This is a genomic window from Pseudomonas brassicacearum, assembly GCF_003732175.1.
Lineage (GTDB): Bacteria > Pseudomonadota > Gammaproteobacteria > Pseudomonadales > Pseudomonadaceae > Aquipseudomonas > Aquipseudomonas brassicacearum_G.
In genome coordinates, this window is sequence record NZ_MOBI01000006.1 from 87,659 (window position 1) to 112,701 (window position 25,043).

The following is a 25,043-nucleotide window of genomic DNA, read 5'->3' on the forward strand; positions in this document are numbered from 1 at the left end:
GGAACGATGTGTATGGGGCTAGTCCGGCCAATTCCACGCAGGTTCATCGAGCATCCCCTGACCAACGATCCCGGTCTGGCCAAAAGTTTTCTCCAGCACGATGGCGTTGCATTCGGGGGCTTGCTGCAACGCCGCGATCAAGCGGCTGGCGTGGGACACCACCCACACCTGACACTGCTCCGAGGCGCGAATGATCAGTCGTGCCAATGCCGGCAGCAGGTCCGGGTGCAGACTGGTTTCCGGCTCGTTGAGCACCATCAGCGTCGGCGGCCTTGGTGTCAGCAGCGCGGCGATCAGCAACAAGTAACGCAAGGTCCCGTCCGACAGCTCGGCGGCGGATAGCGGTCGCAATAATCCTTCCTGATGAAATTCGATGGCAAACCGCGCGCCTTGTAGCGGCTGGATGTTCAGCCGGGCGCCGGGGAACGCGTCGCTGATCGCCGCGTGCAGAGCCTCGGGATCACCGACTTCAATGATGGTTTGCAACGCTGCCGACAGGTCGCGGCCATCGTGATGCAATACCGGCGTGCGTGTACCCAGTTGCGGTTGACGAACCGGGGCGTCGGCGTCGCTGCGAAAGTGATCGTAAAAGCGCCAGCGGCGAATGAACTCACGCAGCTGCAATACCTCTGGCGAGGCGTGCAGGCTGCCGACCTGATCGAACAGGCTGTCGAATGCCGGTGTGTGCTGGGCCAGCACCTCCCAATCGCGCTCGACCCGCGAGCGAATCACCGCCCCTGCACGATTCACCAGCAGACTCGCCGGGCGGTACAGCGGCCCCGACCAGATGCATTCACGCTTGATCTCCGGGTCCAGGGAAAACGCTGAGCCCGACGGTTCCGGCAGGCCAAGGGCGATTGCGTAACTGAAGTCCTCACCGGCAAAGCCCAGGCGCAAGCGCTTGGGCGACCGGCGCACGCTGGCTTCGACCGCCACCTCACCGTTGCGCATGCGTCGGCTGATGTTTTCCGGCCCGGCCCAGAAGGTCGAGTCCAGTCCACCCTCGCGCGCCAGTGCGTTGACCACGCCGCCCTGAGCGGTTTCGGCCAACAGCCGCAGAGCGCGGTAGAGGTTGGACTTGCCGCTGCCATTGGGCCCAGTGATGAGATTCAAGCGCCCGAGCGGGATCACCAATTTATTGATCGAGCGGTAATTGGCCACCGCGAGGGTTTTGAGCATAGAAGACTTTCTCTGTGGCCCTGAGTCGGCATCAGGATAACTGCGTCGTAGGGGACCCTATCAGGCCGAGGCGAAACTGGAACCCTGATCTAAGCTCTCACTCGTATCGTCATGTGTCCGCACGCATCACGCCCGCCCGTACGACGCAAAGGAGCCTGCATGGCTGGTCCCGGATTCAAGTTTGTCGTTGGTCTGAGTGTCTTTGCCCTGCTGACCGCATGCGGTGATAAAAAGCCGGTCGAAAAGCAACGCCCACGGGTGTTTGTGCAAGAGGTTAAACCGACGAACTTCGCCGCTTCGGTGACCCTGACCGGGGATGTTCAGGCGCGGGTTCAGACCGAGTTGTCGTTTCGCGTTGCGGGCAAGATCATCCAGCGCATGGTGGATGTCGGCGATCGGGTTTCTGCCAAACAAGTGTTGGCCAGACTCGACCCGAAAGACTTGCAGACCAACGTTGATTCGGCCCAGGCCCAGGTGGTCGCCGAGCAGGCGCGGGTCAAACAGACTGCCGCCGCATTTGTCCGCCAGCAAAAACTCTTGCCCAAGGGTTACACCAGCCAAAGCGAATACGATTCGGCCCAGGCTGCGTTGCGCAGCAGCCAAAGCGCCTTGACCGCCGCGCAGGCGCAATTGGCCAATGCCCGCGAGCAACTGAGTTACACCGCGCTGATTGCCGACGCGCCCGGCGTGATCACGGCGCGTCAGGCTGAAGTCGGCCAGGTGGTGCAAGCCACGGTGCCGATTTTCAGCCTGGCCCGGGATGGCGAGCGTGACGCGGTGTTCAATGTCTATGAATCGCTGTTGAGCGCGCCGCCATCGGAGCGGTCGGTGGTGGTCAGCCTGCTCGACAACCCGACGATCAACACCACCGGCACGGTGCGCGAAATCACCCCGGCGGTGTCGGCGCAAACCGGGACGGTGCAGGTCAAGGTCACCCTCAGCGCATTGCCTGAAGGCATGCAGTTGGGCTCAGTGGTCAGTGCCACGGCCAAGGTACTGGGCACGTCTGTGATCGAATTGCCTTGGGCCGCGCTGACCAAGAATCTCAGTGATCCGGCGGTGTGGTGGGTGGATGCCGATGGCAAGGCACAGTTGCAGACCGTCAAGGTGGGGCGTTACCTGACCGGCAAAGTGATCATCAGCGAGGGCCTGAACGGCGGCGAGCGAGTCGTCACCGCTGGCGGCCAGTTGTTGCACCCCGACGTATCGGTCGAGATCGTTACGCCGCCCGCCGAAGGTTCGACGGGAGTCCAGCCATGAAGCGCGTGTTGCTGCTGTTGTCGGCGGGCTTGCTGTTGGCGGCCTGCTCGAAAAAGGAGGCACCCCCGGAACCGGTGCGCCCGGTGCTGTCGATCGAAGTGCAGTCTCTTGACCAGCAAGACCTCGGGCGTTTCGCCGGGAGCATTCAGGCGCGCTTCGAAAGCAATATTGGCTTCCGTGTGCCCGGGCGTATCGCCAGCCGCAATGTGGATGTCGGCAGCGAAGTCAGGAAGGGCGCGTTGCTGGCAACCCTCGACCCGACCGATCAGCAGAACCAGTTACGTGTCGCTCGGGGCGATCAGGCGAAAGTCGAGGCCCAGCTGATCAATGCCAAGGCCAATGCACGCCGTCAGCAGGAACTGTTCAACAAGGGGGTGGGCGCCCAGGCGCAACTGGATATTGCCCAGACTGACCTGAAAACCACCCAGGCTTCACTGGATCAGGCTAGGGCGGCGCTCAGTCAGGCCAGGGACCAGCTCAATTACACCGAGCTGCATACCGATCACGACGCTATCGTGACGGCCTGGAGCGCCGAGGCCGGACAGGTGGTGACGGCCGGACAGCAAGTGGTGACGCTGGCGCGGCCTGACATCAAGGAAGCGGTAATCGATCTGCCGGCGGGCCTCGCCGAGCAACTGCCCACCGACGTTGTGTTTGAAGTGGCTGTGCAACTTGATCCAAGTATCCACACCACGGCCACCATCCGCGAGATCGAGCCGCAGGCGCAAAGCGCGACCCGTACCCGTCGCGCCCGTCTGACCCTGGCCGAGACGCCGCGGGGCTTTCGTCTCGGTACGGCGATCAGCGTCACCCTGAGCTCGGCCATCGAGCCGCGTATCGAATTGCCGCTGACGGCCTTGCAGGAAGTCGGCGGTAAAACCCGTATCTGGGTGGTCGACAAACAGACCCAGACCGTTTCCCCGCGAGACGTCACCGTGCTCAGTCGTGGCGCCGACAGCGTAACCCTCGCGCACGGCGTCAAAAGTGGTGAACGAGTGGTCAGCGCCGGTGTGAACAGCCTGAAACCGGGGCAAAAAGTCAAAATCGACGAGGACCACCCGTGATGAAAGGGAGCTTCAACTTATCCGAGTGGGCCATCAAGCATCAGTCGTTCATCTGGTACCTGATGTTCGTCGCGTTGCTGATGGGGGTGTTTTCATACCTCAACCTGGGACGCGAAGAAGACCCGTCGTTCACCATCAAAACCATGGTCATCCAGACCCGTTGGCCCGGTGCGACCCAGGAAGAAACCCTCAAGCAGGTCACTGACCGCATCGAGAAAAAACTCGAAGAGCTCGACTCGCTCGACTACGTGAAAAGCTACACCCGCCCCGGCGAATCCACGGTGTACGTCAACTTGCGTGACACCACCAGTGGCAAGGACATCCCGCAAATCTGGTACCAGGTGCGCAAGAAGATCAACGACATTCGCGGCACGTTCCCCCAGAGCATACAGGGCCCGTCGTTCAACGATGAATTCGGTGATGTGTTCGGTTCGATCTACGCCTTTACCGCCGACGGCCTGTCGATGCGCCAGTTGCGCGACTACGTCGAGCAGGCCCGCGCCGAGATCCGTGACGTACCGGGGCTGGGCAAGATCGAGATGGTCGGCCAGCAGAACGAAGTGCTCTATCTGAATTTCTCCACCCGCAAACTGGCGGCGCTCGGGATCGATCAGCGTCAGGTCGTACAAAGCCTGCAAACCCAGAACGCGGTGACACCGGCCGGGGTGATCGAGGCCGGTCCAGAGCGGATTTCCGTGCGCACGTCCGGGCAGTTCACGTCGGAAAAAGACCTGGAGACGGTCAATCTTCGGCTCAACGATCGCTTCTACCGTTTGGCCGATATCGCTGACATCAGCCGTGGCTACGTCGACCCGGCGTCACCGATGTTCCGCTTCAACGGCCAGCCGGCCATTGGCCTGGCAATTGCCATGCAGAAGGGCGGCAACATTCAGGTCTTCGGCAACGCGCTGCACAAACGTATGGACGAACTTACTGCCGACCTGCCGGTGGGCGTCGGCGTGCACAAGGTTTCGGATCAGGCCGAAGTGGTGGAAGAGGCGGTCGGAGGCTTCACCAGTGCGTTGTTCGAGGCAGTCATCATTGTGCTGGTGGTCAGCTTCATCAGCCTTGGCGTGCGCGCCGGGTTGGTGGTGGCCTGCTCGATTCCGCTGGTGCTGGCGATGGTCTTCGTATTCATGGAGTACAGCGGCATCACCATGCAGCGGATTTCCCTCGGGGCGCTGATCATCGCCCTCGGGTTGTTGGTGGATGACGCGATGATCACCGTCGAGATGATGGTCACGCGCCTGGAAATGGGTGAAACCAAGGAGCAGGCGGCGACGTTCGCGTATACCTCGACAGCGTTCCCGATGCTCACCGGGACCCTGGTGACCGTCGCGGGCTTCGTGCCGATTGGCCTGAACGCCAGCTCCGCCGGTGAGTACACCTTTACCCTGTTTGCGGTCATCGCCGTGGCCATGATCGTCTCGTGGATTGTCGCGGTGCTGTTCGCCCCGGTGATCGGCCTGCACATCCTCAGCGCCCATGTGAAACCGCATGGTGCGGAGCCCGGGCGGATCGGCAAGGCATTCAACAGTGGCTTGTTGTGGAGCATGCGCAACCGCTGGTGGGCCATCGGCATCACGGTGCTGTGTTTCCTGCTGGCGGTGTTTTGCATGCGTTTCGTGCAGAACCAGTTCTTCCCGTCGTCGGATCGCCCGGAAATTCTCGTCGACCTGAACCTGCCGCAAAACGCCTCGATGGATGAAACCCGCAAGGCCGTCGACCGTCTCGAAGCGACCCTCAAGGGCGATCCGGACATCGTGCGCTGGAGCACCTACATCGGTCAGGGCGCGATTCGTTTCTACCTGCCGCTCGATCAGCAATTGCAGAACCCCTACTACGCGCAACTGGTGATCGTCAGCAAGGATTTCAAAACCCGCACGCTGCTCAGCGAGCGCTTGCGCGAACGTCTGCGCAAGGACTTCGTCGGCATTGGTAGCTACGTGCAAGCCCTGGAAATGGGCCCGCCGGTGGGCCGGCCGATCCAGTACCGGGTCAGCGGCAAAGACATCGATCAGGTACGCAAGCATGCCATCGACCTGGCCAGCGTGCTGGACAAGAGCCCGCACATCGGCGAGATCATTTTCGACTGGAACGAACCAGGTAAAGTCCTGCGCATCGACATCGCCCAGGACAAGTCGCGGCAACTCGGGCTGTCGTCCGAAGACGTGGCGAACCTGATGAACAGCATCGTCAGCGGCTCGGCGGTGACTCAGGTCGACGATGACATCTACCTGATCAACGTGGTCGGACGCGCCGTGGACGCCGAGCGTGGCACGCCGGAAACCCTGCAAAACCTGCAAATCGTCACACCCGGCGGAACGTCGACCCCGTTGCTGGCCTTCGCCACCGTGCGGTATGAACTGGAGCAGCCACTGGTCTGGCGCCGCGATCGCAAACCGACCATCACCATCAAGGCAGCGGTGCGCGACGAGATACAGCCGACTGACCTGGTGAGGCTGCTGAAGCCGGATATCGACACGTTTGCCGCGGGTTTGCCGGTGGGCTACAAGGTCGCCACCGGCGGTACGGTCGAAGAAAGCGGCAAGGCCCAAGGGCCGATCGCCAAAGTCGTGCCGTTGATGCTGTTCCTGATGGCGACTTTTCTGATGATCCAGTTGCACAGCGTGCAGAAGCTGTTTCTGGTGGCGAGTGTCGCGCCGCTGGGCTTGATCGGCGTGGTGCTGGCGCTGGTTCCGTCGGGGACGCCGATGGGTTTTGTGGCGATTCTCGGGATTCTCGCGCTGATCGGCATCATCATTCGCAACTCGGTGATTCTGGTGACCCAGATCGACGAATTCGAACGCAGCGGCCTCTCACCCTGGGACTCCGTGGTGCAAGCCACCGAACACCGTCGCCGGCCGATTCTGCTGACTGCCGCAGCCGCGAGCATGGGCATGATTCCGATTGCCCGGGAGGTGTTCTGGGGGCCGATGGCCTACGCAATGATTGGCGGGATCATCGTCGCCACCTTACTGACGCTGCTGTTCCTGCCAGCGCTGTATGTGGCGTGGTACAAGATCAAGGAGCCGAAGAAGTCCTCGTGATGATCGTTCCCACGCTCCTGCGTGGGAATGCCTCACGGGACGCTCCGCGTCCCTGCGGTGGTGACGCAGAGCGTCACTGGCTGCATTCCCACGCGGAGCGTGGGAACGATCGGATCTCAGCTACGCCGCCAGACACTCGCCAACCAGGGCTGCTGATCCCTCGGCAATCCTGCCGGCCGGTAGTAATGCTCTAACTCGACAAACCCCGCCGCCGTCAGCAGTTCCTGCCACGCCGCCAGATCGTGATACGCCCCAAAGCGCGGGCCATTCCAGCCTTCGCGGTTATCCCCGCGCGGATTCGAACTGAATAACACACCGCCCGGCTTCAACGCTCCGTGCAGCTGTTTCAACACCCGTGGCAATTCCTGAACCGGAACATGAAACAGCACCGCGTTGGCGAAGATCCCGTCGAAGCGTTCGGCCGGCAGATCGAGTTTCAAAAAGTCTTGCTGCCAAACCTCACAGCCGCTGTCCTCGCGGGCCATCTGGGCGAAACGTTCGGAGCCGTCGAGGCCGATGGCGATGTGGCCCATGCGGGTGAATGTCTGCAAATCGCGTCCGGGGCCACAGCCGAAATCGAGCAGGGTGTACGGCGCCGTGCCCTGAATATGCCGCAACAGTGCGTCGATATTCTGGCTGACATCGTGGTCGCGTGTGCCTTCACGAAAATTCTCGGCCACCTGGTCGTAATGACCCAGAGTGGTCGCGGTGATCTGTTTGAGGTCATCCGGGGTGTGCTTCATGATCGGCTGCGCAGGCAAAGGGTGAGTCCGCCGAATATACCCCTTGAAGATGATCGTTCCCATGCCGATGATCGTTCCCACGCAGTGGGAACGATAGGTAAGGGGGTCAGCGCTTGTTCAACCCCCGAGCCAACCGATCCCCACCCAACTGAATCACCGCCACCAGAATCACCAGCAACACAATCACCGTCAGCATGATCTGGCTATCAAAGCGCTGATACCCGTAGCGGTACGCGATATCCCCCAACCCCCCGGCACCAATCGCACCGGCCATGGCCGAGGAGTTGATCATCGTGACCAACGTGATGGTGAACCCCCCGACGATTCCCGGCAGCGCCTCCGGCAACAACACATGCCAGACGATATGCCAGCGTCGGCAGCCCATGGCCTGGGCGGCCTCGATCAAACCGTGGTCGACCTCGCGCAAGCTGACTTCGGCGATGCGCGCAAAGAATGGCGTGGCGGCGATGGTCAGCGGCACCACGGCGGCCCAGACGCCGTAGGTGGTGCCGACGATCAAGCGGGTGAAGGGGATCAGCGCGACCATCAGGATCAGGAACGGGATCGAGCGGAACAGGTTGACGAAGGCCCCCAGCGCACGATTCAGCGCCGGTGCCTGGTAGATCCCGCCCTTGGAACTGGTGACCAGAATCACCGCCAGCGGAATGCCCGCCAACAGCGCGATCAGCGACGACACGCCGACCATCAGAAAGGTGTCGATAACGCCCTGCAGCAATCGATCAAACCACATAACCCAGCACCTCCACCTGTTGCGCCCAGTGGCTGGCGCGTTGACGCAACTCTTCAGCGCCCAAGGACGAACCGGTTACCGCCAATAACAATTGCCCGAGGGCATGCCCCTGAATCCGTTCAACGCCGCCTTGCAGCAAGCGCACGCGACCGCCGAGGGCACTGAACAGCGCCGCCAGGTCTGGCTCATCATTGCTGTTGCCGGTGAACTGCAACCGCAGCACTACCGCAGATTCCGACGATTGCGGCTGCGCCTGCAATCGGCTTTGCAGTTCTTCCGGCAAGCCATGTTGCAGAGGCGCCAGCAAGGTTTTGCTGACCTCGTGCTGCGGGTTGCCAAACACTTCCCAGACCGGTCCTTGCTCGACGATTCGTCCGTGTTCGAGCACCACTACCCGATCACAGATATCGCGGATTACCGCCATTTCGTGGGTGATCAGAATGATCGTCAGCCCGAGGCGCTGATTGATCTCGCGCAGCAGGCCGAGGATCGACTGCGTGGTCTCCGGGTCGAGGGCCGAAGTGGCCTCGTCGCAGAGCAGAATCGCCGGGTCATGCACCAGCGCCCGGGCGATGCCGACGCGCTGCTTCTGCCCGCCCGAAAGTTGCGCCGGATAGGCCTTGTGTTTGCCTTGCAGGCCGACCAGTTCCAGCAGCTCGCGGACCTTCTGTTCACGCTCGGGTTTCGGCACGCCCGCGACCTTGAGTGGCAGCTCGACGTTCTGCCACACGGTTTTGGCCGACATCAGGTTGAAGTGTTGAAAGATCATGCCGATCCGCCGCCGCAGCGCCACCAGACGGTCTTCATCGAACTCGCCGATGTCCACCTGATCGATCAGCACCCGACCGGTGCTCGGTTGTTCGAGGCGGTTGATGGTGCGGATCAGCGAGGACTTGCCCGCACCGCTGCGGCCGATGATGCCGAACACTTCACCGCGCTGGATCGCCAGGTCGATGCCGTGCAGCGCAGCGACCGGGCCTTGCTGGCCGTTGTAGGTTTTACCCAGGCCGATAAAGCGCACATGGGCGCGATTGAGCTCGGGATGCAGTTCAGTCTGTTCAGCGTTGCGAGACGGCGGGATTTGCAGTCGAAGCTGGGCGTTGGCGGCATTCATGGTCAGCCTTCCCAGCCAGCTTGGTAGAGCTTGCCGTGGGCTTTATCCAGCGCGGCGCGAACCACCGGCGAATGCTGGTAGATGTCGACGAACTTGATCAGGCGCGGGTCGGTTTTGCTTTTTGGCTGGATCACGAACTGGATCACGTATTCCTTGTGGTCGAGGCCGTCGAACAGCAGCGCCGAGCCGGCATCGAAGGTCTTGGCCAGACGAATGTAGGCCGGGTAGCCCTGCACCAGATCGGCGTCGTCATACGCACGCACCAGTTGCACGGCTTCGACCTGAAGGATTTTCAGTTTTTTCGGATTGGCGACGATGTCGTCTTCGGTCGCCTTGTAGCCCACCCCCGGTTTGAGGCTGATCAACCCGGCCTTGGCCAGCAGTTGCAGGCCACGACCGCTGTTGATCGGGTCGTTGGCGATGGCCACGCTGGCACCGATTGGAAGCTTGTCAAAGCTTTTGTATTTCTTCGAGTACAGGCCGACGTTGTTGATGATGCCCGGCGCAAACGGCACCAGATCAAACCCGGCAGCGGCCTTGGCGTTTTCCAGGAACGGAATGTGTTGGAAGTAGTTCACATCGATGTCGCCCGAGGCCAGGCTGACGTTCGGTGCAATCCAGTCGCTGAACTCCACCAGCTCGACCTTCAGGCCTTGTTTGCCGGCTTCTTCGACCGCGGCTTCCAATGGAATGGCGAAGGCTGCGGTGGTGCCGATTTTCAGCGGTGCGCCAGTGGCGAACGCTACCGAGCTGAAGAGGCCGAGGGCCAGGGCAAGTGCTTTGACTGGGAGGGTGAGCAGGTTGTTTTTCATGGCGGGGTTCCAGTCAGTGCATGAGTGTGTGGTGTCTCGTCGGGCCTCATCGCGAGCAGGCTCGCTCCCACAGTTGGAATGCGTTCCCCTGTGGGAGCGGGCTTGCTCGCGATGCTTTTAGCGTCGGAACGCCGAGCCGGTGTGTTGCTCAGGCAAATACGCCTGCGCATGAAACAGCTTTTCGCGCAAGGTGCCGTTGTCATAAGCAGTCTTGTACAACCCGCGGCGTTGCAGCTCGGGAATCACCAGGTCGATGAAATCGACATAGCTTTCCGGGGTGACGATGCGGGTCAGGTTGAAGCCGTCCAGGCCGGTTTCCGCGATCCAGGATTCCAGCTCATCGGCGACTTGTTCAGGCGAGCCGACCACGGTGATGTAGCGGCCGCCCAATGCGTGTTGCTCCAGCAACTTGCGTCGGGTCCAGTCGTTGTTTTGCAGGTTTTTGGTGGCGGACTGGATGGCGTTGTTTTTCACGTACTGGATGGGTTCATCGAGTTCGTATTCGGAAAAGTCGATCCCGGTGGACGCCGAGAAATGCGCCACCCCGGCCTCGGCGCTGGCGTAGCTCAGGTATTCAGCGTGCTTGGCCCAGGCCAACGCCTCGGTCGCGCCGACGATTACGTTGAGCCCCATGAAGACCTTGATGTCCTCGGGATTACGCCCGGCAACGGCGGCGCTGGCGCGGACCTTGTCCACCTGCACCTTGGTCGAGGCCTTGTTCTGGCCACTGATGAATACGCACTCGGCGTGTTGCCCGGCGAATACCAGGCCGCGATCCGAACTGCCGGCCTGAAACAGCACTGGCGTGCGCTGCGGCGAGGGTTCGCAGAGGTGATAACCCTCGACCTGATAGAACTCGCCGTGGTGTTCGACCTTGTGGACTTTCGCAGGTGTCGCGTAGACCCGCTGCTCGCGGTCGTTGATGACCGCATCGTTTTCCCAACTGCCTTCCCAGAGTTTGTATAGCACTTCAAGGTACTCATCGGCCTGGTCGTAACGCCGGTCATGCTCGACCTGTTCGCTCAGGCCCATGGCCTTGGCGGCGCTGTCGAGATAGCCGGTGACGATGTTCCAGCCGACTCGGCCACGGCTCAGGTGATCGAGGGTCGACAGGCGACGGGCGAACAGGTACGGCGGCTCATACGTCAGGTTGGCGGTCAGGCCGAAGCCGAGATTTCTGGTCACCGCGGCCATGGCCGACACCAGCAGCAACGGGTCGTTGACCGGCAATTGGATCGACTCTTTGAGCGGCACGTCGACTGAGTTTTGATAGACGTCATACACCCCGACGATGTCGGCGATGAACAGCCCGTCGAACAACCCACGCTCCAGCAATTGCGCGAGCTCGGTCCAGTACTCGACGGTCTTGTACTGGGTCGAGTTGTCCCGTGGATGAGTCCACAGGCCGTGGTTGATGTGCCCGATGCAGTTCATGTTGAAGGCATTGAGCAGGATCTTTTTTCTCTTTGTCAGAGGCGAGGGCATCAAATAGTCCCTCGCAGCGGCGGGTTTTCATCGTTGAGGTAGTAGTTGCCAATCGCGTGGTACTTCCAGCGTACCGGGTCGTGCAGGGTGTGCACGCGGGCGTTGCGCCAGTGACGATCCAGCCCGTGCTCGGCCAGGGTGGCCTGGCTGCCGGCCAGTTCGAACAGCGTGCTGCCGGCCGCCAGGGAGATTTCCGTGCTGATGGCGCGCACTTCGGCCACGGCAATCGAGGCCGCCGCGATCGTTTCGGCGTTGGTGTCGGCCTGGGCGCGGTCGAGGAACTCTCCTGCACGTTCCAGCAGGGCTTCCGTCGCGTGCAGGCGAATGCTCAGGTGGCCAAAGCTTTTGATTGTCAGCGGGTCCTCGGTGGCGTTGTCATTGCCGGAGTCGATCCAGGGGCGGGTTTTGCTTCGCACGAAATGCAGCGCGTCTTCATAGGCGGCGCGAGCAATGCCGGTGTCGATGGCCGCATGAAGAATCTGCGCCAGCGGGCCGACCGGGGTTGGACGTTCGAAGGCGCTTTGAAAGGGGATCACGTCGTCTGCCGAGACGTAGACGTCTTCGAACACCACCGAACCGCTGCCGGTGGTGCGCTGGCCGAAGCCGCTCCAGTCATCGATAACCGTCAGACCCCGGCTGTCACGCGGGACGAAGGCCAGTTGCTGGACGCCGTTTTCATCGACCACCGTGGTCGGAATCCGTTGTGCGTAAATCGCCCCGGTGGAGTAGAACTTGCGGCCGTTGATGCGAAATCCGTCGCCGTCGGGAGTCAGGCTGGTGACCCGGTGGAGAGCGGTTTTGGTCCCGAGTTCGGCCAGCGCATTGCCGAAGCGTTGACCGGCGAGAACTTCGGCGTACAGGCGTTTTTTCTGCTCGGATGTACCGTTCACGCGCAGCACTTCGAGGGCATAAAAATGGTTCTGCGGGATCTGCCCCAGCGAACCGTCGGCCTGGGCGATCAGCGCGATGATTTTGGCCAGGGTGACGTTGGAAACCCCTGCACCGCCGAATTCCCTGGGCACGCTGATGCCCCACAGGCCGGAGCGCGAAAAGACTTCCAGTTCGGGGTAGGGCAGGCGTCGTTCACGGTCGCGCAGGGCGCTGTCGCGTTTGAAGTCTTCGGCCAGATCGCTGGCGACGACAAGGGCTTGTTCATCGCTGGTAATGACCGCGACGGGGTGAGAAAGAGTCATGTGTTTCTCCAGATGTCTGGTCGGTCAGATCCAGGAATGGCGGGCTGGTTTTGTGCCGTTCAGGTGATAAGTGCCCACGGCGTGGTATTTCCAGCGCACCGGATCGTGAAGGGTGTGCACGCGTGCGTTGCGCCAGTGACGGTCGAGGTTGAACTCGGCGAGGGTGGCGCGGCTGCCGGCCAGCTCGAAGAGCTTCTCGCTGGCCAGTAGCGAGATCTCGGTGGTCAGCACTTTGGCTTCGGCGACCGCAATTGAAGCGCGTGCGGCGGACTCGGCGGTGACTGGCGCGGCGCTGACTTGATCGAGCACGTTCCCGGCTTTGCGCAGCAGCGCTTCGGCGGCGTGCAGTTCGATTTTCAGTTTGCCGATGTCGGCAATCACGTAGAGGTCATCGCTGGCGCGTTCGACGTTGGCGTCGATCCACGGCCGTGCGCGTTCGCGAACGAAGCTGATGGCGTCATCGATGGCGCCGCGCGCAATGCCGGCGTCGATGGCCGCTTGAATCAGCTGTGACACGGCGCCCTGGATGTTCGGGCTGTCGTTGATCCGCCAGTTTTCTACCACCAGATCAGCATCGACCCGCACATTGTTCAGCAGCACGGTGCCGCTGGCCGTGGTGCGCTGGCCGAAGCCCGACCAGTCGTCGAATATGCGCAGCCCCGGAGTGCCGCGACGGACGAAGGCGATAACTTGTTTGCCGTCGTCGTTCAGTGCCTTGACCGCGACCCAGTGCGCGAACAGTGCTCCCGTGGAGTAAAACTTTTGACCATTGATGACGTAGCCATCACCGTCGGCGGTGATGCGGGCCTTGAGTTCCAGGGTGTTTTTGGTGCCGCGTTCCGGGCCTGCGTTGCCGATCCGCCAACCGTCGAGCACGCTCTGGAACAGCTGTTTTTTTTGCCGTTCGTTGGCGGTGTGCTGGAGCAGGTTAAGAATGCCAAAGTGGTTCTGCGGGATTTGCCCGAGTGCCGGGTCGGCCGCGGAAATGATCGCGAAGACTTCGGCGATGGTGACGAATGAAACATCGGGGCCGCCGAACGCCTTGCCAATGGCAATACTGCCCAGGCCACTGCGGGTGAATTGTTCAATTTCCGCCCAAGGCAACTTGCGCTGTTGATCGCGTCGCGCGGCTTGCAAGCGGGCGACCTGAGCAAGTTCACGGGCTGCTTCGAGGGCTTGTGCGTCGTTGCGCAAAACGTGCGCGGGCAACAACAGCGGAGGAATGTCCAGATCACTCTGAACGTTTGCATCTGCCAGATTAGACATCAGCGCCGCTCCTTGGCTGCACGCAATGCCCTGGCGATTTGCACCGGGGTGATTATGTTCCTGACCATACCTACCTCGCATCTCATGGATAAGCCGCAGCGTGCGGCGAAATCAAAATCAAGAATGTCCGGTGGTCCGGTTTATATACCCTAAGCGCGTATAAACAATTAATAAACTAACTTTTAGGAATATGCATAGAAGGCTAGCTCTGTACCCCTGTGGCGAGGGGGCTTGCCCCCGTTGGGTCGCGAAGCGACCCTTCAAGGCTAAGATCGCAGGTATTCAGGTGTAACGCGGGCGTGGGGTATGCGGGTGCTCCGCACCCGAACGGGGGCAAGCCCCCTCGCCACAGGGTTTGGCGGCTCGCCGCGTCTCTTTGAAGGGTACTTTGAGGCAAGTATTGGCGCAGCCGACTTTCAGCGTGCGCACCGGCGCCCAGCGTGAGTTATTGCCTGCTCGATCAAGGATGCAGTAGGTGACTTCCAGCCGATGGTCTTCGCCGGCTTCGAGAATCACTGCCGACGGCACCCAGACGTTGATCGGGTGACCGACTTCGCCGGGTTTGATCTTGGGCAGGTCCATGCGAACATCGCCCCAGCGCAGGGTGATTTCATCGTCAGCCGCCATATTCAGGTAGGGTTCGATGATCAGTGGCACGCCACGTTTGATCTGGTTCGGATTGACCCCGTGACGGCGAATCATCTCGGGAATACCCAATGGCTCCAGGCGCTGGTTTTCATCTGCGCACAGGGTGTGCGGCTGACCACCCGGGCAGTCGAGTTTGACCTGGACCTGTTTCACCGCGGACAGCGCCGGGCCTTGCCCGACTTGCATGAGCCGGTAGTGGATACGCGAGCTGCCGTTGCGGATAAAACTCTCGGGAACCCGCAGGTTGAGTGGCTGGCCGACATCTGCGCGGTTGAGCACCCTTGAGGCCACATAGCAGTTGTCCCAGAACAGTTCGATCAGATCACCTTCGTCCATGCCGGTATAAGGCGGTATTTCGATCAGCAGGTAAGCAGCGGAAGTGATGTTGATGGCAGAGCCGGGCGACTGCGTCAGGCCGGGAGCCGCCAGTTCAACTTTGTTCGACATACAAGTCATGTGTGTTCTCCTTGAAACATCGCAGCGAAGTCCATTTCGGAAGTGTCGAAGGCGTTAGGGTAGTAGGCGATTAAATATATTCAAGTACCGTGAAATACCTGTTAGCGCCTAGATAAGGGAGTGGCCGACGGGGTGTCAATAGACGCAAGTTGAGAACGCGGGAATGCCAGGCTATTCAGATATTTCCTACCTGTGATTAGCGATCGATGGACATGCCGTTCGGCTTTTTCCTGGATGTGCTCGATTTGTGAGCCAGTGTTTCCAGCGTTTTCTGGCATTGGATCAATCTGAGTGTGTTGGAGGTTACGTGACGGGAGGATGTTGCAGGAGGTATCTATATACCGCTTTCGACTGGGGTGATTAATTAGTTATGGACGTCGGCGGAAGGCGGGTGAGGCGAGTCAAGTCGTGTGATAAATGTCACTTCCGTCCGTGGAAGTTGACAGTGGTTAATATATTTCTGAAGGTGATTGTTAACTTCAGGAGTTGAGGAACTTATTGAGGAATTGTCGGGTTCGTTCTTCTTTTGGATTGGCAAACAATGCTTTTGCTTCACCTTGTTCGACGATGACGCCCTTGTCGAAAAACACCACCCGGTTCGCCACGTCACGAGCAAAACCCATTTCGTGGGTAACGATGACCATGGTGCGTTTTTCTTCAGCCAGACTGCGAATGGTCGCCAGCACTTCACCGACCAGTTCCGGATCAAGCGCGGAGGTTGGCTCGTCGAAGAGAATCACTTCCGGCTCCATGGCCAGCGCCCGGGCGATTGCCACGCGCTGTTGCTGCCCACCGGACAGCCTGCGCGGATAAGCGTCTTCCTTGCCTGCCAGGCCGACCTTGGCCAGCAGTTTACGACCCAGCGCCAATGCTTGATCCTTGGGCATTTTCTTCACCACCAGAGGGCCTTCGGTGACGTTTTCCAAGGCCGTGCGATGGGGGAACAGATTGAAGTTCTGAAACACGAAGCCGACATGCTGGCGCAACCGGCGCACCAGGCTCTGCTGCTGGTTCAGCGGGCGACTGCCATCGATCTCGATGTCGCCAACCTTGATCCGGCCGCTGGTGGGTTCTTCAAGGAAGTTCAGGCAACGCAGGAAGGTGGTCTTGCCCGAGCCGCTAGGGCCGATGATCGCCACCACCTCGCCTTCTTCAACCTTTAGATCGATGCCATTGAGCACCACTTGACCCTTGAACTGCTTTGTCAGTTTTTCCACGACAATCATGGGGTCAGGACTCCTGGTCGTGCCGATTGACCCGCTCTTCCAACTGGTTTTGCAAGTGCGAAAGCACCGTTGCAAGCACCCAGTAGATCAGTGCGGCGGCAAGATACATGGTGAAAATTTCGAAGGTGCGGGCGGTGATCAGCTGTGCCTGACGGAACAGTTCCGGCACCTGAATGGTCGCCGCCAGCGCAGTGTCCTTGACCAGCGAAATGAAGCTGTTGCCCAGTGGCGGCAGCGCCGTTCGCGCAGCTTGCGGCAGGATGGCCCGACGCAGGGTTTGCGCGCGGGTCATGCCGATACTGGCAGCGGCTTCCCACTGGCCGCGTTCGATGGAACTGATCGCGGCACGGAGGATTTCGCAGGCGTAGGCGGCCATGTTCAGCGAGAAGCCGATCAAGGCCGCCGGCAGCGGATCAAGTTCGATGCCCAATTGCGGCAAGCCGTAATAGATCACGAACAGTTGCACCAGCAACGGCGTGCCGCGAAAGAACGACACGTAGATGCGGGCAATCCAGCTCACTAGCTTGAAGCGCGACAGGCGCATCAGCGCCAGGCCGAAACCCATCACCAGGCCGAAGAACATCCCGCCCAGGCTGAGGATCACTGTGTAGTACGCGCCCTTGAGCAGAAAGGGCGCGGAATCCAGTGCGAGTTGGAAAGCTTCTTCCATTATTGAGTGACGTCAGCGCTAAAGTATTTTTCCGAAAGCTTTTTCAGCGTACCGTCGGCACGCAGCTTGTCGATGGCCTTGTTCACAGCAGCCAGCAGTTCAGGCTCGCCTTTGCGCAGGGCAATGCCGGCTTCCTGACGGGAGAACGCTTCGCCGGCGGCGGCAGTATCCTTGGCCTTTTTGGCGTATTCCAGCGCGGCGAGGCGGTCGATCAGAATGGCGTCGATACGGCCGACACGTAGGTCCTGGAATTTGGTCGGATCATCGTCATAGGTCTTGATGATGGCTTTTGGGACGTTGTCCTTGACCCATTGCTCGTAATTGGTGCCCAGGCCTACACCGACTTTCTTGCCGGCCAGGTCGGCGGCGGTCTTGATAGTGTCTTTGTTCTTGGTCAGGGTCAGCGCCTGAATCCCGGAAACGGTATACGGCTCCGAGAAGTCATATTTCTTCTTGCGCTCTTCGGAGATCGTCACCTGGTTGATCACTGCGTCCAGACGTTTGGATTCCAGCGCCGCGAGGATGCCGTCCCATTTCGTCGGTTGCAGTTTGACCTTCACGCCCAGCTCTTTGGCCAGGGCTTCGGAGAACTCCACTTCGAAGCCGGCCAGTTTGCCGTCGGCATCGACGAAACTGAACGGTGGATAAGTGCCTTCCAGGCCGACGTTGATCACGCCAGCTTCCTTGATTTTTTGCAGCTGCTCACCGGCCACTGCTTGCCCCAACAGGCCAGCACCGAGTACCAGGCCCAGCGAGCCCACCAGCAGATTTCGACGAAACGCGGAAAAATTCATGACAAGCCCCTGTGTTTTTTTATGAAGACATTTTTTTGAAGAAGCAGGCAAAACCGAGAATTGAACGGCTGCAACATCGTGCCCTAAAAGCAGCGTATGCGTCTCGCGGCAATTGCGCCTGCGGCGGGACTATATGATGCGGCTTTTAGATATTAAAAATAATATAAATTCACTTTGTTATTCTTTTTTGGAATATATATTTCTTACGCAACAACTGTGGCGAGGGGGCTTGCCGGAACGCCGCACCGCCCCGTCCCGCTGCGAAGCAGTGGTAAAGCCTGCCAACTCGATTGATCTGAAAGAACTCGTTTACAGGTTTTCAGGGGCGCTTCGCACCCCAACGGGGGCAAGCCCCCTCGCCACAAAAACCACTTCACCGGCAGGCATTAAAATGCCGAGTTATAGGCAAACAACGCCGGCGCGCCACCCGTGTGCAGGAAGATGATCGGGCCGTCATTGAAGCGCTGCCGGCCGATACCGTCGAGCAAACCGGCCATGGCCTTGCCAGTGTAGACCGGGTCGAGCAACAGCCCTTCCTGGCTGGCCAGCAACTTGACGGCAGCGAGGGTTCCAGCGTTCGGCTCGCCGTAACGCGGAGCGAAATACTCGTCCCACAATTGAACCTTGAAGCTCGCCGGCAAGCTCACGCCCAGCAGTTCGGCAGTGCGCTCGGCCAGGTCCTGGACCTTCGGCCGCTGCTCCTCGTCGCTGCGCGAAACGGTGACACCAATCACCGGCAAGTCCGGCAGTACTTCGCTCAGCGCCAAGGCCAGACCGCTGTGAGTCCCCGCGCTGCCTGAAGCCAGCACCACGGCGGCGAACTTCAGGCCGCTGTCCTCGATTTGCCCGGCCAACTCCAGTCCTGCACGTACATAGCCCAATGCGCCCAAGGCGTTGGAGCCACCAATTGGCACAAGATAGGGTTTCTTGCCGTTACTGCGCAGACGGTCGGCCAGTGCCTGCAACTGTTGGTCGGCGTTATCGAGGTTCTCTACCAGCTCGACCTTTGCATCGAACAAGTCCAGCAACAGGCGATTGCCGTTGCCCAGGTAATTACTGTCATCAGTGCCGATCGGATTCTCCAGCAAGGCGACGCAGCCCAGGCCCAGTTTGGCGGCAAGCGCTGCCGTCTGACGCACATGGTTGGACTGGATGGCGCCGGCGGTAATCAGCGTGTCGGCGCCTTGCGCAAGTGCTTCGGCGGCGAGGTATTCGAGTTTGCGCAGCTTGTTACCGCCCATGGCCAACGGTGTCAGGTCGTCACGTTTGACATAGACATCACGCCCTAGCCAGGCCGACAAGCGTTCGAGTTTTTCCAGGGCGGTAGCATTGGCAAGAAGGTCCAGACGATTAAAACGAGCCAGCTGTTGTTTGATCATGGGGCCGCACGGGTCGTGGGAGATGACTGGACTATAGGCAGGCCGATTTGCTCGGGCAACCGACAATATCGCTTATGCCAAAAAGTGCTTAATACAGTACTATTCGTTCTTAATTCCGCTTTGAGCGCATACCGTAAAGTGAACGCCGCTTAGGCGGCCTTTCCGTCCGGTCGCAGCACGTGAGGAGTTTTACCGTGAGCCAGCGTTCCAGCCATTGGCAATTACAGACCATCGTCAGCCAACTGCGCACCGCCCGCGACCAGTGGCGTGCGCAGAACGGTCGCATCAGCGGCGAGCAGGGCGGGCGTGAGCTGCCATCGCGTGCGGCGATGGCGGAGATTCTCGAAGCACTGTGCGGTGCGCTGTTCCCGATGCGCTTGGGCCCGGTGGATCTGCGTGAAGAGAGCGAAGACTTTTACGTCGGGCATACGCTGGATGTGGCGTTGAACGCGCTGCTGGCTCAGGCGCGGTTGGAGCTGCGCTATGTCGCGCGGCAAAGCGCCCGGGTCGATACCGAAGTCGAGGCGCGGGCGATCAGCCTGATCCAGGATTTCGCCCTGGCCTTGCCAGGTCTGCGCAGCCTGCTGGATTCCGATGTGCTGGCGGCGTATCACGGCGATCCGGCAGCACGCAGTGTCGATGAAGTGCTGCTGTGCTATCCCGGGATTCTGGCGGTGATTCACCATCGTCTGGCCCATCATTTGTACCGCGCCGGGCTGCCATTGCTGGCGCGGATCAGTGCGGAAATCGCGCACTCGGCCACCGGCATCGACATTCACCCGGGCGCGCAGATCGGCCGCAGCTTCTTCATCGACCACGGCACGGGCGTGGTGATCGGCGAAACCGCGATCATCGGCGAGCGGGTACGCATTTACCAGGCCGTGACCCTCGGCGCCAAACGCTTCCCGTCCGATGAAGACGGCCAGTTGCAGAAGGGCCATCCGCGCCATCCGATCGTTGAAGACGATGTGGTGATCTATGCCGGTGCGACCATCCTCGGTCGGATCACCATCGGCAAGGGTTCGACCATCGGCGGCAACGTCTGGCTGACCCGCAGCGTACCGCCCGGATGCAACCTGACCCAGGCCAATCTGCAGCACGATGACGGGACGCAGAAGTAGGTTTTCCTGACGTTGATCGTTCCCACGCTCTGCGTGGGAATGCCGCCAGGGACGCTCCGCGTTCCGCTCGGGAAGTGACGCAGAGCGTCACAGGATGCATTCCCACGCAGAGCGTGGGAACGAGAAAGCCCTCTCTCCACAGGGTACCGCCGAGCCTCGCGATTAGTCCTCACAGCCTATCCATGTTTAACTTGAACGTTCATTCAAGTTAAACCGGTGGTTCGCTGCCCGCTCACAACAGGAGGCTAGCCTTTGCTGAGTCCGTTATTGACAGCCACGTTTTACCCCCTCGAGGTGCACGCTTCATGAGTGCATCGTTCACCCCTCCAAGCGGTCAGATCCGCATGAATCCGCCGGTGTTCTACTTCGCGGCGACTTTCATTTTACTGTTCGGCCTGGTGGTCATCGCCTTCCCGCAACAGTCCGGCGCCTGGTTGCTGGCGGCGCAAAACTGGGCGGCCAACACGGTCGGCTGGTACTACATGCTGGCGATGACCCTGTATCTGGTCTTCGTGGTGGTCACCGCCTTGTCTGGCTACGGCAAGATCAAGCTCGGTGCCGACCACGACGAGCCCGAATTCAGTTACCTGTCCTGGGCCGGCATGCTGTTTGCCGCCGGGATCAGCATCACGTTGTTTTTCTTCTGCGTGTCCGAACCGCTGACGCATATGCTGCAACCGCCGCAGGGCGAGGCCGGCACGGCCGATGCGGCGCGCCAGGCGATGCAGATTCTGTTTCTGCATTGGGGCCTGCACGGCTGGGGCGTATTCGCTTTTGTCGGCATGGCGCTGGCCTATTTCGCCTATCGGCATAACCTGCCGCTGGCCCTGCGCTCGGCGCTTTATCCGCTGATCGGCAAACGCATCAACGGCCCGATCGGTTACGCGGTGGATGGCTTCGGCATCATCGCCACGGTGTTCGGTCTGGGCGCTGACATGGGCTTCGGCGTGTTGCATCTCAACTCCGGCCTCGACTATTTGTTCGGCATTGCCCATACCCAGTGGATTCAGGTCGGCCTGATCACGCTAATGATGGGCGCGGCGATCATCGTCGCCGTCGCTGGCGTCGATAAAGGCGTGCGGGTGATGTCCGACATCAACATGCTGCTAGCCTGCGCGTTACTGCTATTCGTGTTGTTCGCCGGCCCTACCCAGCACCTGCTCAACACCTTGATCCAGAACCTTGGCGACTACCTCGGCGCCTTGCCGATGAAGAGTTTCGACCTTTACGCCTACGACAAACCCAGTGACTGGCTCGGCGGCTGGACGGTGTTCTACTGGGCCTGGTGGATCGCGTGGTCGCCGTTCGTGGGCCTGTTCATTGCACGTATTTCCCGTGGCCGGACCATCCGCGAATTCGTCTTCGGCGTGCTGTTGATTCCGCTCGGCTTCACCCTGGCGTGGATGTCGATCTTCGGTAACAGCGCCATCGACCAGGTACTCAACCACGGCATGAGTGCCCTTGGCCTGTCGGCCATCGAGAACCCGTCGATGACCCTCTACCTGCTGCTGGAAACCTACCCGTGGAGCAAAACGGTGATCGCCGTCACGGTGTTCATCAGCTTCGTATTCTTCGTCACCTCGGCCGACTCCGGCACCGTGGTGCTCTCGACGCTGTCGGCCAAGGGGGGTAATGCCGATGAAGACGGGCCGAAATGGCTGCGGGTGTTCTGGGGTGCGATGACCGCGCTGGTCACCAGTGCATTGTTGTTTGCCGGCAGCATCGATTCGTTGAAGTCAGCGGTGGTACTGACCTCGTTGCCGTTCTCGCTGATTCTGTTGCTGATGATGTGGGGGCTGCACAAGGCGTTCTACCTGGAATCGCAGAAGCAGATCGCCCAGTTGCATTCGCTGGCGCCGGTCTCGGCATCGCGGCGCGGCAAGGGTGGTTGGCGTCAGCGCTTGAGTCAGGCCGTGCACTTCCCGTCGCGTGACGAGGTGTACCGTTTCCTCGACACAGCGGTGCGTCCGGCGATTGAAGAAGTGACGGCGGTATTCGCTGAAAAGGGTTTGAACGTGGTCACTCAACCAGACCCGGCCAACGACAGCGTCAGCCTGGAAATCGGTCATGGCGATCAGCACCCGTTCATCTACCAGGCGCAAATGCGCGGTTACTTCACGCCGTCTTTCGCCCGTGGCGGGATGGGCTCCAAAGAGCTCAACAACCGCCGCTACTATCGAGCTGAAGTGCACCTGAGCGAAGGTAGTCAGGATTACGATCTGGTGGGTTACACCAAGGAGCAAATCATCAACGACATCCTCGATCAGTACGAGCGGCACATGCAGTTCCTGCATTTGGTGCGCTGACCGACGCCGGTGGCGCTCAAGCGTTGTTCAAGGCCATGAACAGCACCAGAGCGGCCACCGGCACGCTGAACACCATGAAGCCCACCATCACCTCGGAGGTCAGCGGTTGCCCGGCGGTGATCATGCCGATGGCGCCGTTGATGACCGTCAGCGCCAGCCACAGGACGACGAAACTGTAGGTCAGGGTCTGGCGGCTGAAGCCGAGCTTCTCACCGATGAACAGCATCAGCGCCAGCAAGACCAGGCCGAAGGTGATGATGATCGTGGTGTGCATGATGGTGTGCTCCCTAGCCGGTGTTTGTCATACCGAGCATAGGCGTCGTTCAGCAGAATGGCGCTGGATTGGGTGGCGGTCAAAGGTAGCCACCCCTAATACAAACATTCGGAGTAAGGGCCAAATCAGGAGCAATGCGAAACGTTTCAGCATTTAGTCGAACACCCCGTTTTGAATGCGTTGCCTGAGCGTATGCTGGGCAACGCTGACGACTTCGTCGCTCACAACAAGAGAGGGTTCGATGACTTACACCGCTGCTGCTGATCGTTACGACTCCATTCCTTACCGCCGCGTCGGTCGCAGCGGGCTGGTGTTGCCGGCGCTGTCCCTGGGCCTGTGGCACAACTTCGGCGACAGCACGCCGATCGATACCCAGCGATCCTTGCTGCGTACTGCCTTCGACCTGGGCATCAACCACTTCGACCTGGCCAACAACTACGGCCCGCCGTACGGCAGTGCCGAGATCAACTTCGGCCGTTTGCTGCGCGAAGATTTCAAGCAGTACCGCGACGAGCTGATCATCTCCAGCAAGGCCGGTTGGGACATGTGGCCGGGCCCTTACGGCCAGGGCGGTGGCTCGCGTAAATACGTGCTGGCCAGCCTCGACCAGAGCTTGCAACGCCTGGGCGTCGACTACGTGGATATTTTCTACTCCCACCGTTTCGACCCGGACACTCCGCTGGAAGAAACCGCTAGTGCGCTGGCCACCGCCGTGCAGCAGGGCAAAGCGCTGTACATCGGTATCTCGTCTTATTCCGGGGCGAAAACCCGTGAAATGGCGGCGTTGTTGAAAGAGTGGAAAGTGCCGCTGTTGATCCACCAGCCGGCTTACAACTTGCTCAACCGTTGGGTGGAAAAAGACCTGCTGGACGCCACCGATGAACTCGGCGCGGGTGTGATTGCGTTCACGCCGTTGGCTCAGGGGCTGCTGACCGACAAGTACCTCAATGGCGTACCGAAAGATGCACGGGTCAACCGTCCGGGCGGTGACTCGTTGCAAGCCTCACACCTGTCCGATGCCAACATTGCCCTGGTGCGCGCCCTCAACGAAATCGCCAAACGCCGTGGCCAAAGCCTGGCGCAAATGGCCCTGGCCTGGACGCTGCGCGACCCGCGAGTGACCTCGGCACTGATCGGCGCAAGTCGACCGGAGCAGATTATCGAGAACGTCGCGGCGTTGAAGAACTTGAGCTTCAGCGTTGAGGAACTGGCAGAGATTGACCGGTTTGCCCGGGAGGGCGGGATCAATTTGTGGGAGAAGCCTTCGACGGCGGAGTAACCCCGTAATGATCGTTCCCACGCTCCCGCGTGGGAATGAATCCCGTGACGCTCTGCGTCACAGTGGACGCAGAGCGTCCATGGCGGCATTCCCACGCAGAGCGTGGGAACGATCATCTCATCTGAAAAACGGCACATCCCCCAATACCGTCGCCCGGTGCATCACCCGCCGTGCAGGCCGGTAATCGTCCACCGCAAAATGCTGGGTCACACGGTTATCCCAGAACGCCACGTCGTTCTCCTGCCAGCGCCAGCGAATGGTAAATTCCGGTCGCGTAGCATGGGCGAACAGCAGCTTCAGAATCGCTTCGCTTTCTGTTTCCGAGAGCTCATTGAGCTTCGTCGTGAAGCCTTCATTGACGAACAACGACCTGCGCCCACTCACCGGGTGCGTGCGGATCACCGGATGCGACAGCGGCGGATTTTTCTTGCGGGCGGCCTCCCACTGAGCCAAGGCTTCAGGCGTGGTTCCAAAACGCTCCAGCGGGAAGGATTTGACGAAATCGTGGGTCGCGGTCAGGCCCTGCAGCAGGTTTTGCAGAGGCGTTGACAGTGCTTCGTACGCTGCAATGCCGCTGGCCCACAAGGTGTCGCCACCAAACTCCGGCAACAGCTTGGCGCTGAGTACTGCACCGAGGGCCGGGGTCGGCAGGAAGGTGACGTCGGTGTGCCATACGGCGTTGTCGCGCACGTCGGTTTCGGCAGTGTCGAGGATCAATACTTCCGGTTGTTCCGGCACATTCGGATAGATCGGGTGAATGTGCAGGTCGCCGAAATTCGCCGCGAAGCGTGCCTGCTGCTGCGGGTTGATCGGCTGCTCGCGGAAGAACAGCACTTGATGCTTGAGCAGCGCTTGCACGATTGCATCGCGCTGTTCGAGGTTCAGCGGTTGAGAGATATCGACGCCGCTGATCTGCGCGCCGAGGGCGGTGCTGAGTGGGTTGATGGTCAGGCTGCTCATGGCGTTCTCTTCA

21 protein-coding genes are annotated in these 25,043 nt (G+C 60.4%); 6 read left to right on the plus strand and 15 right to left on the minus strand.

What is annotated here, in order from left to right:
• Positions 1-18: 18 nt before the first annotated feature.
• Positions 19-1,179, minus strand: a complete 1,161-nt coding sequence (locus BK658_RS05805; protein WP_123581466.1) for an AAA family ATPase — start codon at positions 1,177-1,179, stop codon at positions 19-21.
• A 159-nt stretch (positions 1,180-1,338) separates the two neighbouring features.
• On the opposite strand from BK658_RS05805, the gene BK658_RS05810 reads away from it, so the two are divergent.
• The 3 genes from BK658_RS05810 to BK658_RS05820 are packed head-to-tail and all read left to right on the plus strand — an operon-like array spanning position 1,339 to position 6,553.
• Positions 1,339-2,439 carry an efflux RND transporter periplasmic adaptor subunit gene (locus BK658_RS05810; RefSeq protein ID WP_123581467.1) on the plus strand — a complete coding sequence of 367 codons (1,101 nt, stop codon included), beginning with the start codon at positions 1,339-1,341 and terminating at the stop codon, positions 2,437-2,439.
• Entirely contained in the window at positions 2,436-3,503 is a 1,068-nt protein-coding gene (locus BK658_RS05815) for an efflux RND transporter periplasmic adaptor subunit (protein WP_123581468.1), read from the plus strand. Before BK658_RS05810 ends, BK658_RS05815 begins: the two co-directional genes overlap by 4 nt.
• Positions 3,503-6,553 carry an efflux RND transporter permease subunit gene (locus BK658_RS05820; protein WP_123581469.1) on the plus strand — a complete coding sequence of 1,017 codons (3,051 nt, stop codon included), beginning with the start codon at positions 3,503-3,505 and terminating at the stop codon, positions 6,551-6,553. Before BK658_RS05815 ends, BK658_RS05820 begins: the two co-directional genes overlap by 1 nt.
• 116 nt (positions 6,554-6,669) lie before the next feature.
• Here the strand turns inward: BK658_RS05820 and BK658_RS05830 are convergent, their stop codons facing one another.
• From BK658_RS05830 to BK658_RS05885, 12 genes are all read right to left on the minus strand, one after another.
• Positions 6,670-7,296, minus strand: a complete 627-nt coding sequence (locus BK658_RS05830; protein ID WP_123581535.1) for a class I SAM-dependent methyltransferase — start codon at positions 7,294-7,296, stop codon at positions 6,670-6,672.
• Between the two features lie 106 nt (positions 7,297-7,402).
• A complete protein-coding gene (locus BK658_RS05835) occupies positions 7,403-8,047 on the minus strand; it encodes a methionine ABC transporter permease (RefSeq protein ID WP_103318299.1) in 645 nt (214 codons plus the stop codon).
• Positions 8,037-9,161, minus strand: a complete 1,125-nt coding sequence (locus BK658_RS05840; protein ID WP_123581471.1) for a methionine ABC transporter ATP-binding protein — start codon at positions 9,159-9,161, stop codon at positions 8,037-8,039. The genes BK658_RS05835 and BK658_RS05840 overlap by 11 nt, the downstream gene beginning before the upstream one ends.
• Before the next feature lie 2 nt (positions 9,162-9,163).
• Positions 9,164-9,973, minus strand: coding sequence for a MetQ/NlpA family ABC transporter substrate-binding protein (locus tag BK658_RS05845; protein ID WP_123581472.1), 810 nt, complete (start codon positions 9,971-9,973; stop codon positions 9,164-9,166).
• Positions 9,974-10,090: 117 nt separating this feature from the next.
• Positions 10,091-11,458 (minus strand): LLM class flavin-dependent oxidoreductase, encoded by a 1,368-nt coding sequence (locus BK658_RS05850; protein WP_123581473.1) that lies wholly within the window; start codon positions 11,456-11,458, stop codon positions 10,091-10,093.
• Positions 11,458-12,651, minus strand: coding sequence for an SfnB family sulfur acquisition oxidoreductase (locus BK658_RS05855; protein ID WP_123581474.1), 1,194 nt, complete (start codon positions 12,649-12,651; stop codon positions 11,458-11,460). The genes BK658_RS05850 and BK658_RS05855 overlap by 1 nt, the downstream gene beginning before the upstream one ends.
• Before the next feature lie 24 nt (positions 12,652-12,675).
• Positions 12,676-13,917 (minus strand): SfnB family sulfur acquisition oxidoreductase, encoded by a 1,242-nt coding sequence (locus BK658_RS05860; protein ID WP_123581475.1) that lies wholly within the window; start codon positions 13,915-13,917, stop codon positions 12,676-12,678.
• A gap of 282 nt (positions 13,918-14,199) precedes the next feature.
• Positions 14,200-15,021 (minus strand): hypothetical protein, encoded by an 822-nt coding sequence (locus BK658_RS05865; protein WP_123581476.1) that lies wholly within the window; start codon positions 15,019-15,021, stop codon positions 14,200-14,202.
• A 479-nt stretch (positions 15,022-15,500) separates the two neighbouring features.
• Positions 15,501-16,247 carry an L-cystine ABC transporter ATP-binding protein TcyN gene (gene tcyN, locus BK658_RS05870; RefSeq protein WP_123581477.1) on the minus strand — a complete coding sequence of 249 codons (747 nt, stop codon included), beginning with the start codon at positions 16,245-16,247 and terminating at the stop codon, positions 15,501-15,503.
• Positions 16,248-16,251: 4 nt separating this feature from the next.
• A complete protein-coding gene (gene tcyL / locus BK658_RS05875) occupies positions 16,252-16,917 on the minus strand; it encodes a cystine ABC transporter permease (RefSeq protein WP_123581478.1) in 666 nt (221 codons plus the stop codon).
• Positions 16,917-17,711, minus strand: coding sequence for a cystine ABC transporter substrate-binding protein (gene tcyJ / locus BK658_RS05880; protein ID WP_123581479.1), 795 nt, complete (start codon positions 17,709-17,711; stop codon positions 16,917-16,919). The genes tcyL and tcyJ overlap by 1 nt, the downstream gene beginning before the upstream one ends.
• A 386-nt stretch (positions 17,712-18,097) precedes the next feature.
• The gene (locus BK658_RS05885) at positions 18,098-19,090 is read right to left on the minus strand and encodes a D-cysteine desulfhydrase (RefSeq protein WP_123581480.1); all 993 of its coding nucleotides are present in this window, start codon (positions 19,088-19,090) and stop codon (positions 18,098-18,100) included.
• Positions 19,091-19,284: 194 nt separating this feature from the next.
• On the opposite strand from BK658_RS05885, the gene epsC reads away from it, so the two are divergent.
• Both epsC and betT read left to right on the plus strand, forming a co-directional pair.
• Positions 19,285-20,211, plus strand: a complete 927-nt coding sequence (gene epsC, locus BK658_RS05890) for a serine O-acetyltransferase EpsC (protein ID WP_123581481.1) — start codon at positions 19,285-19,287, stop codon at positions 20,209-20,211.
• Between the two features lie 344 nt (positions 20,212-20,555).
• Entirely contained in the window at positions 20,556-22,517 is a 1,962-nt protein-coding gene (betT, locus tag BK658_RS05895) for a choline transporter BetT (RefSeq protein ID WP_185019785.1), read from the plus strand.
• 16 nt (positions 22,518-22,533) lie between these two features.
• Here the strand turns inward: betT and BK658_RS05900 are convergent, their stop codons facing one another.
• The gene (locus BK658_RS05900) at positions 22,534-22,791 is read right to left on the minus strand and encodes a hypothetical protein (RefSeq protein WP_123581483.1); all 258 of its coding nucleotides are present in this window, start codon (positions 22,789-22,791) and stop codon (positions 22,534-22,536) included.
• A 241-nt stretch (positions 22,792-23,032) separates the two neighbouring features.
• Here BK658_RS05900 and mgrA point away from each other — a divergent pair, with 241 nt between their 5' ends.
• Positions 23,033-24,070, plus strand: a complete 1,038-nt coding sequence (mgrA, locus tag BK658_RS05905; protein WP_123581484.1) for an L-glyceraldehyde 3-phosphate reductase — start codon at positions 23,033-23,035, stop codon at positions 24,068-24,070.
• 117 nt (positions 24,071-24,187) lie between these two features.
• Here the strand turns inward: mgrA and tauD are convergent, their stop codons facing one another.
• Positions 24,188-25,030, minus strand: a complete 843-nt coding sequence (gene tauD / locus BK658_RS05910) for a taurine dioxygenase (RefSeq protein WP_123581485.1) — start codon at positions 25,028-25,030, stop codon at positions 24,188-24,190.
• Between the last annotated feature and the right edge of the window lie 13 nt (positions 25,031-25,043).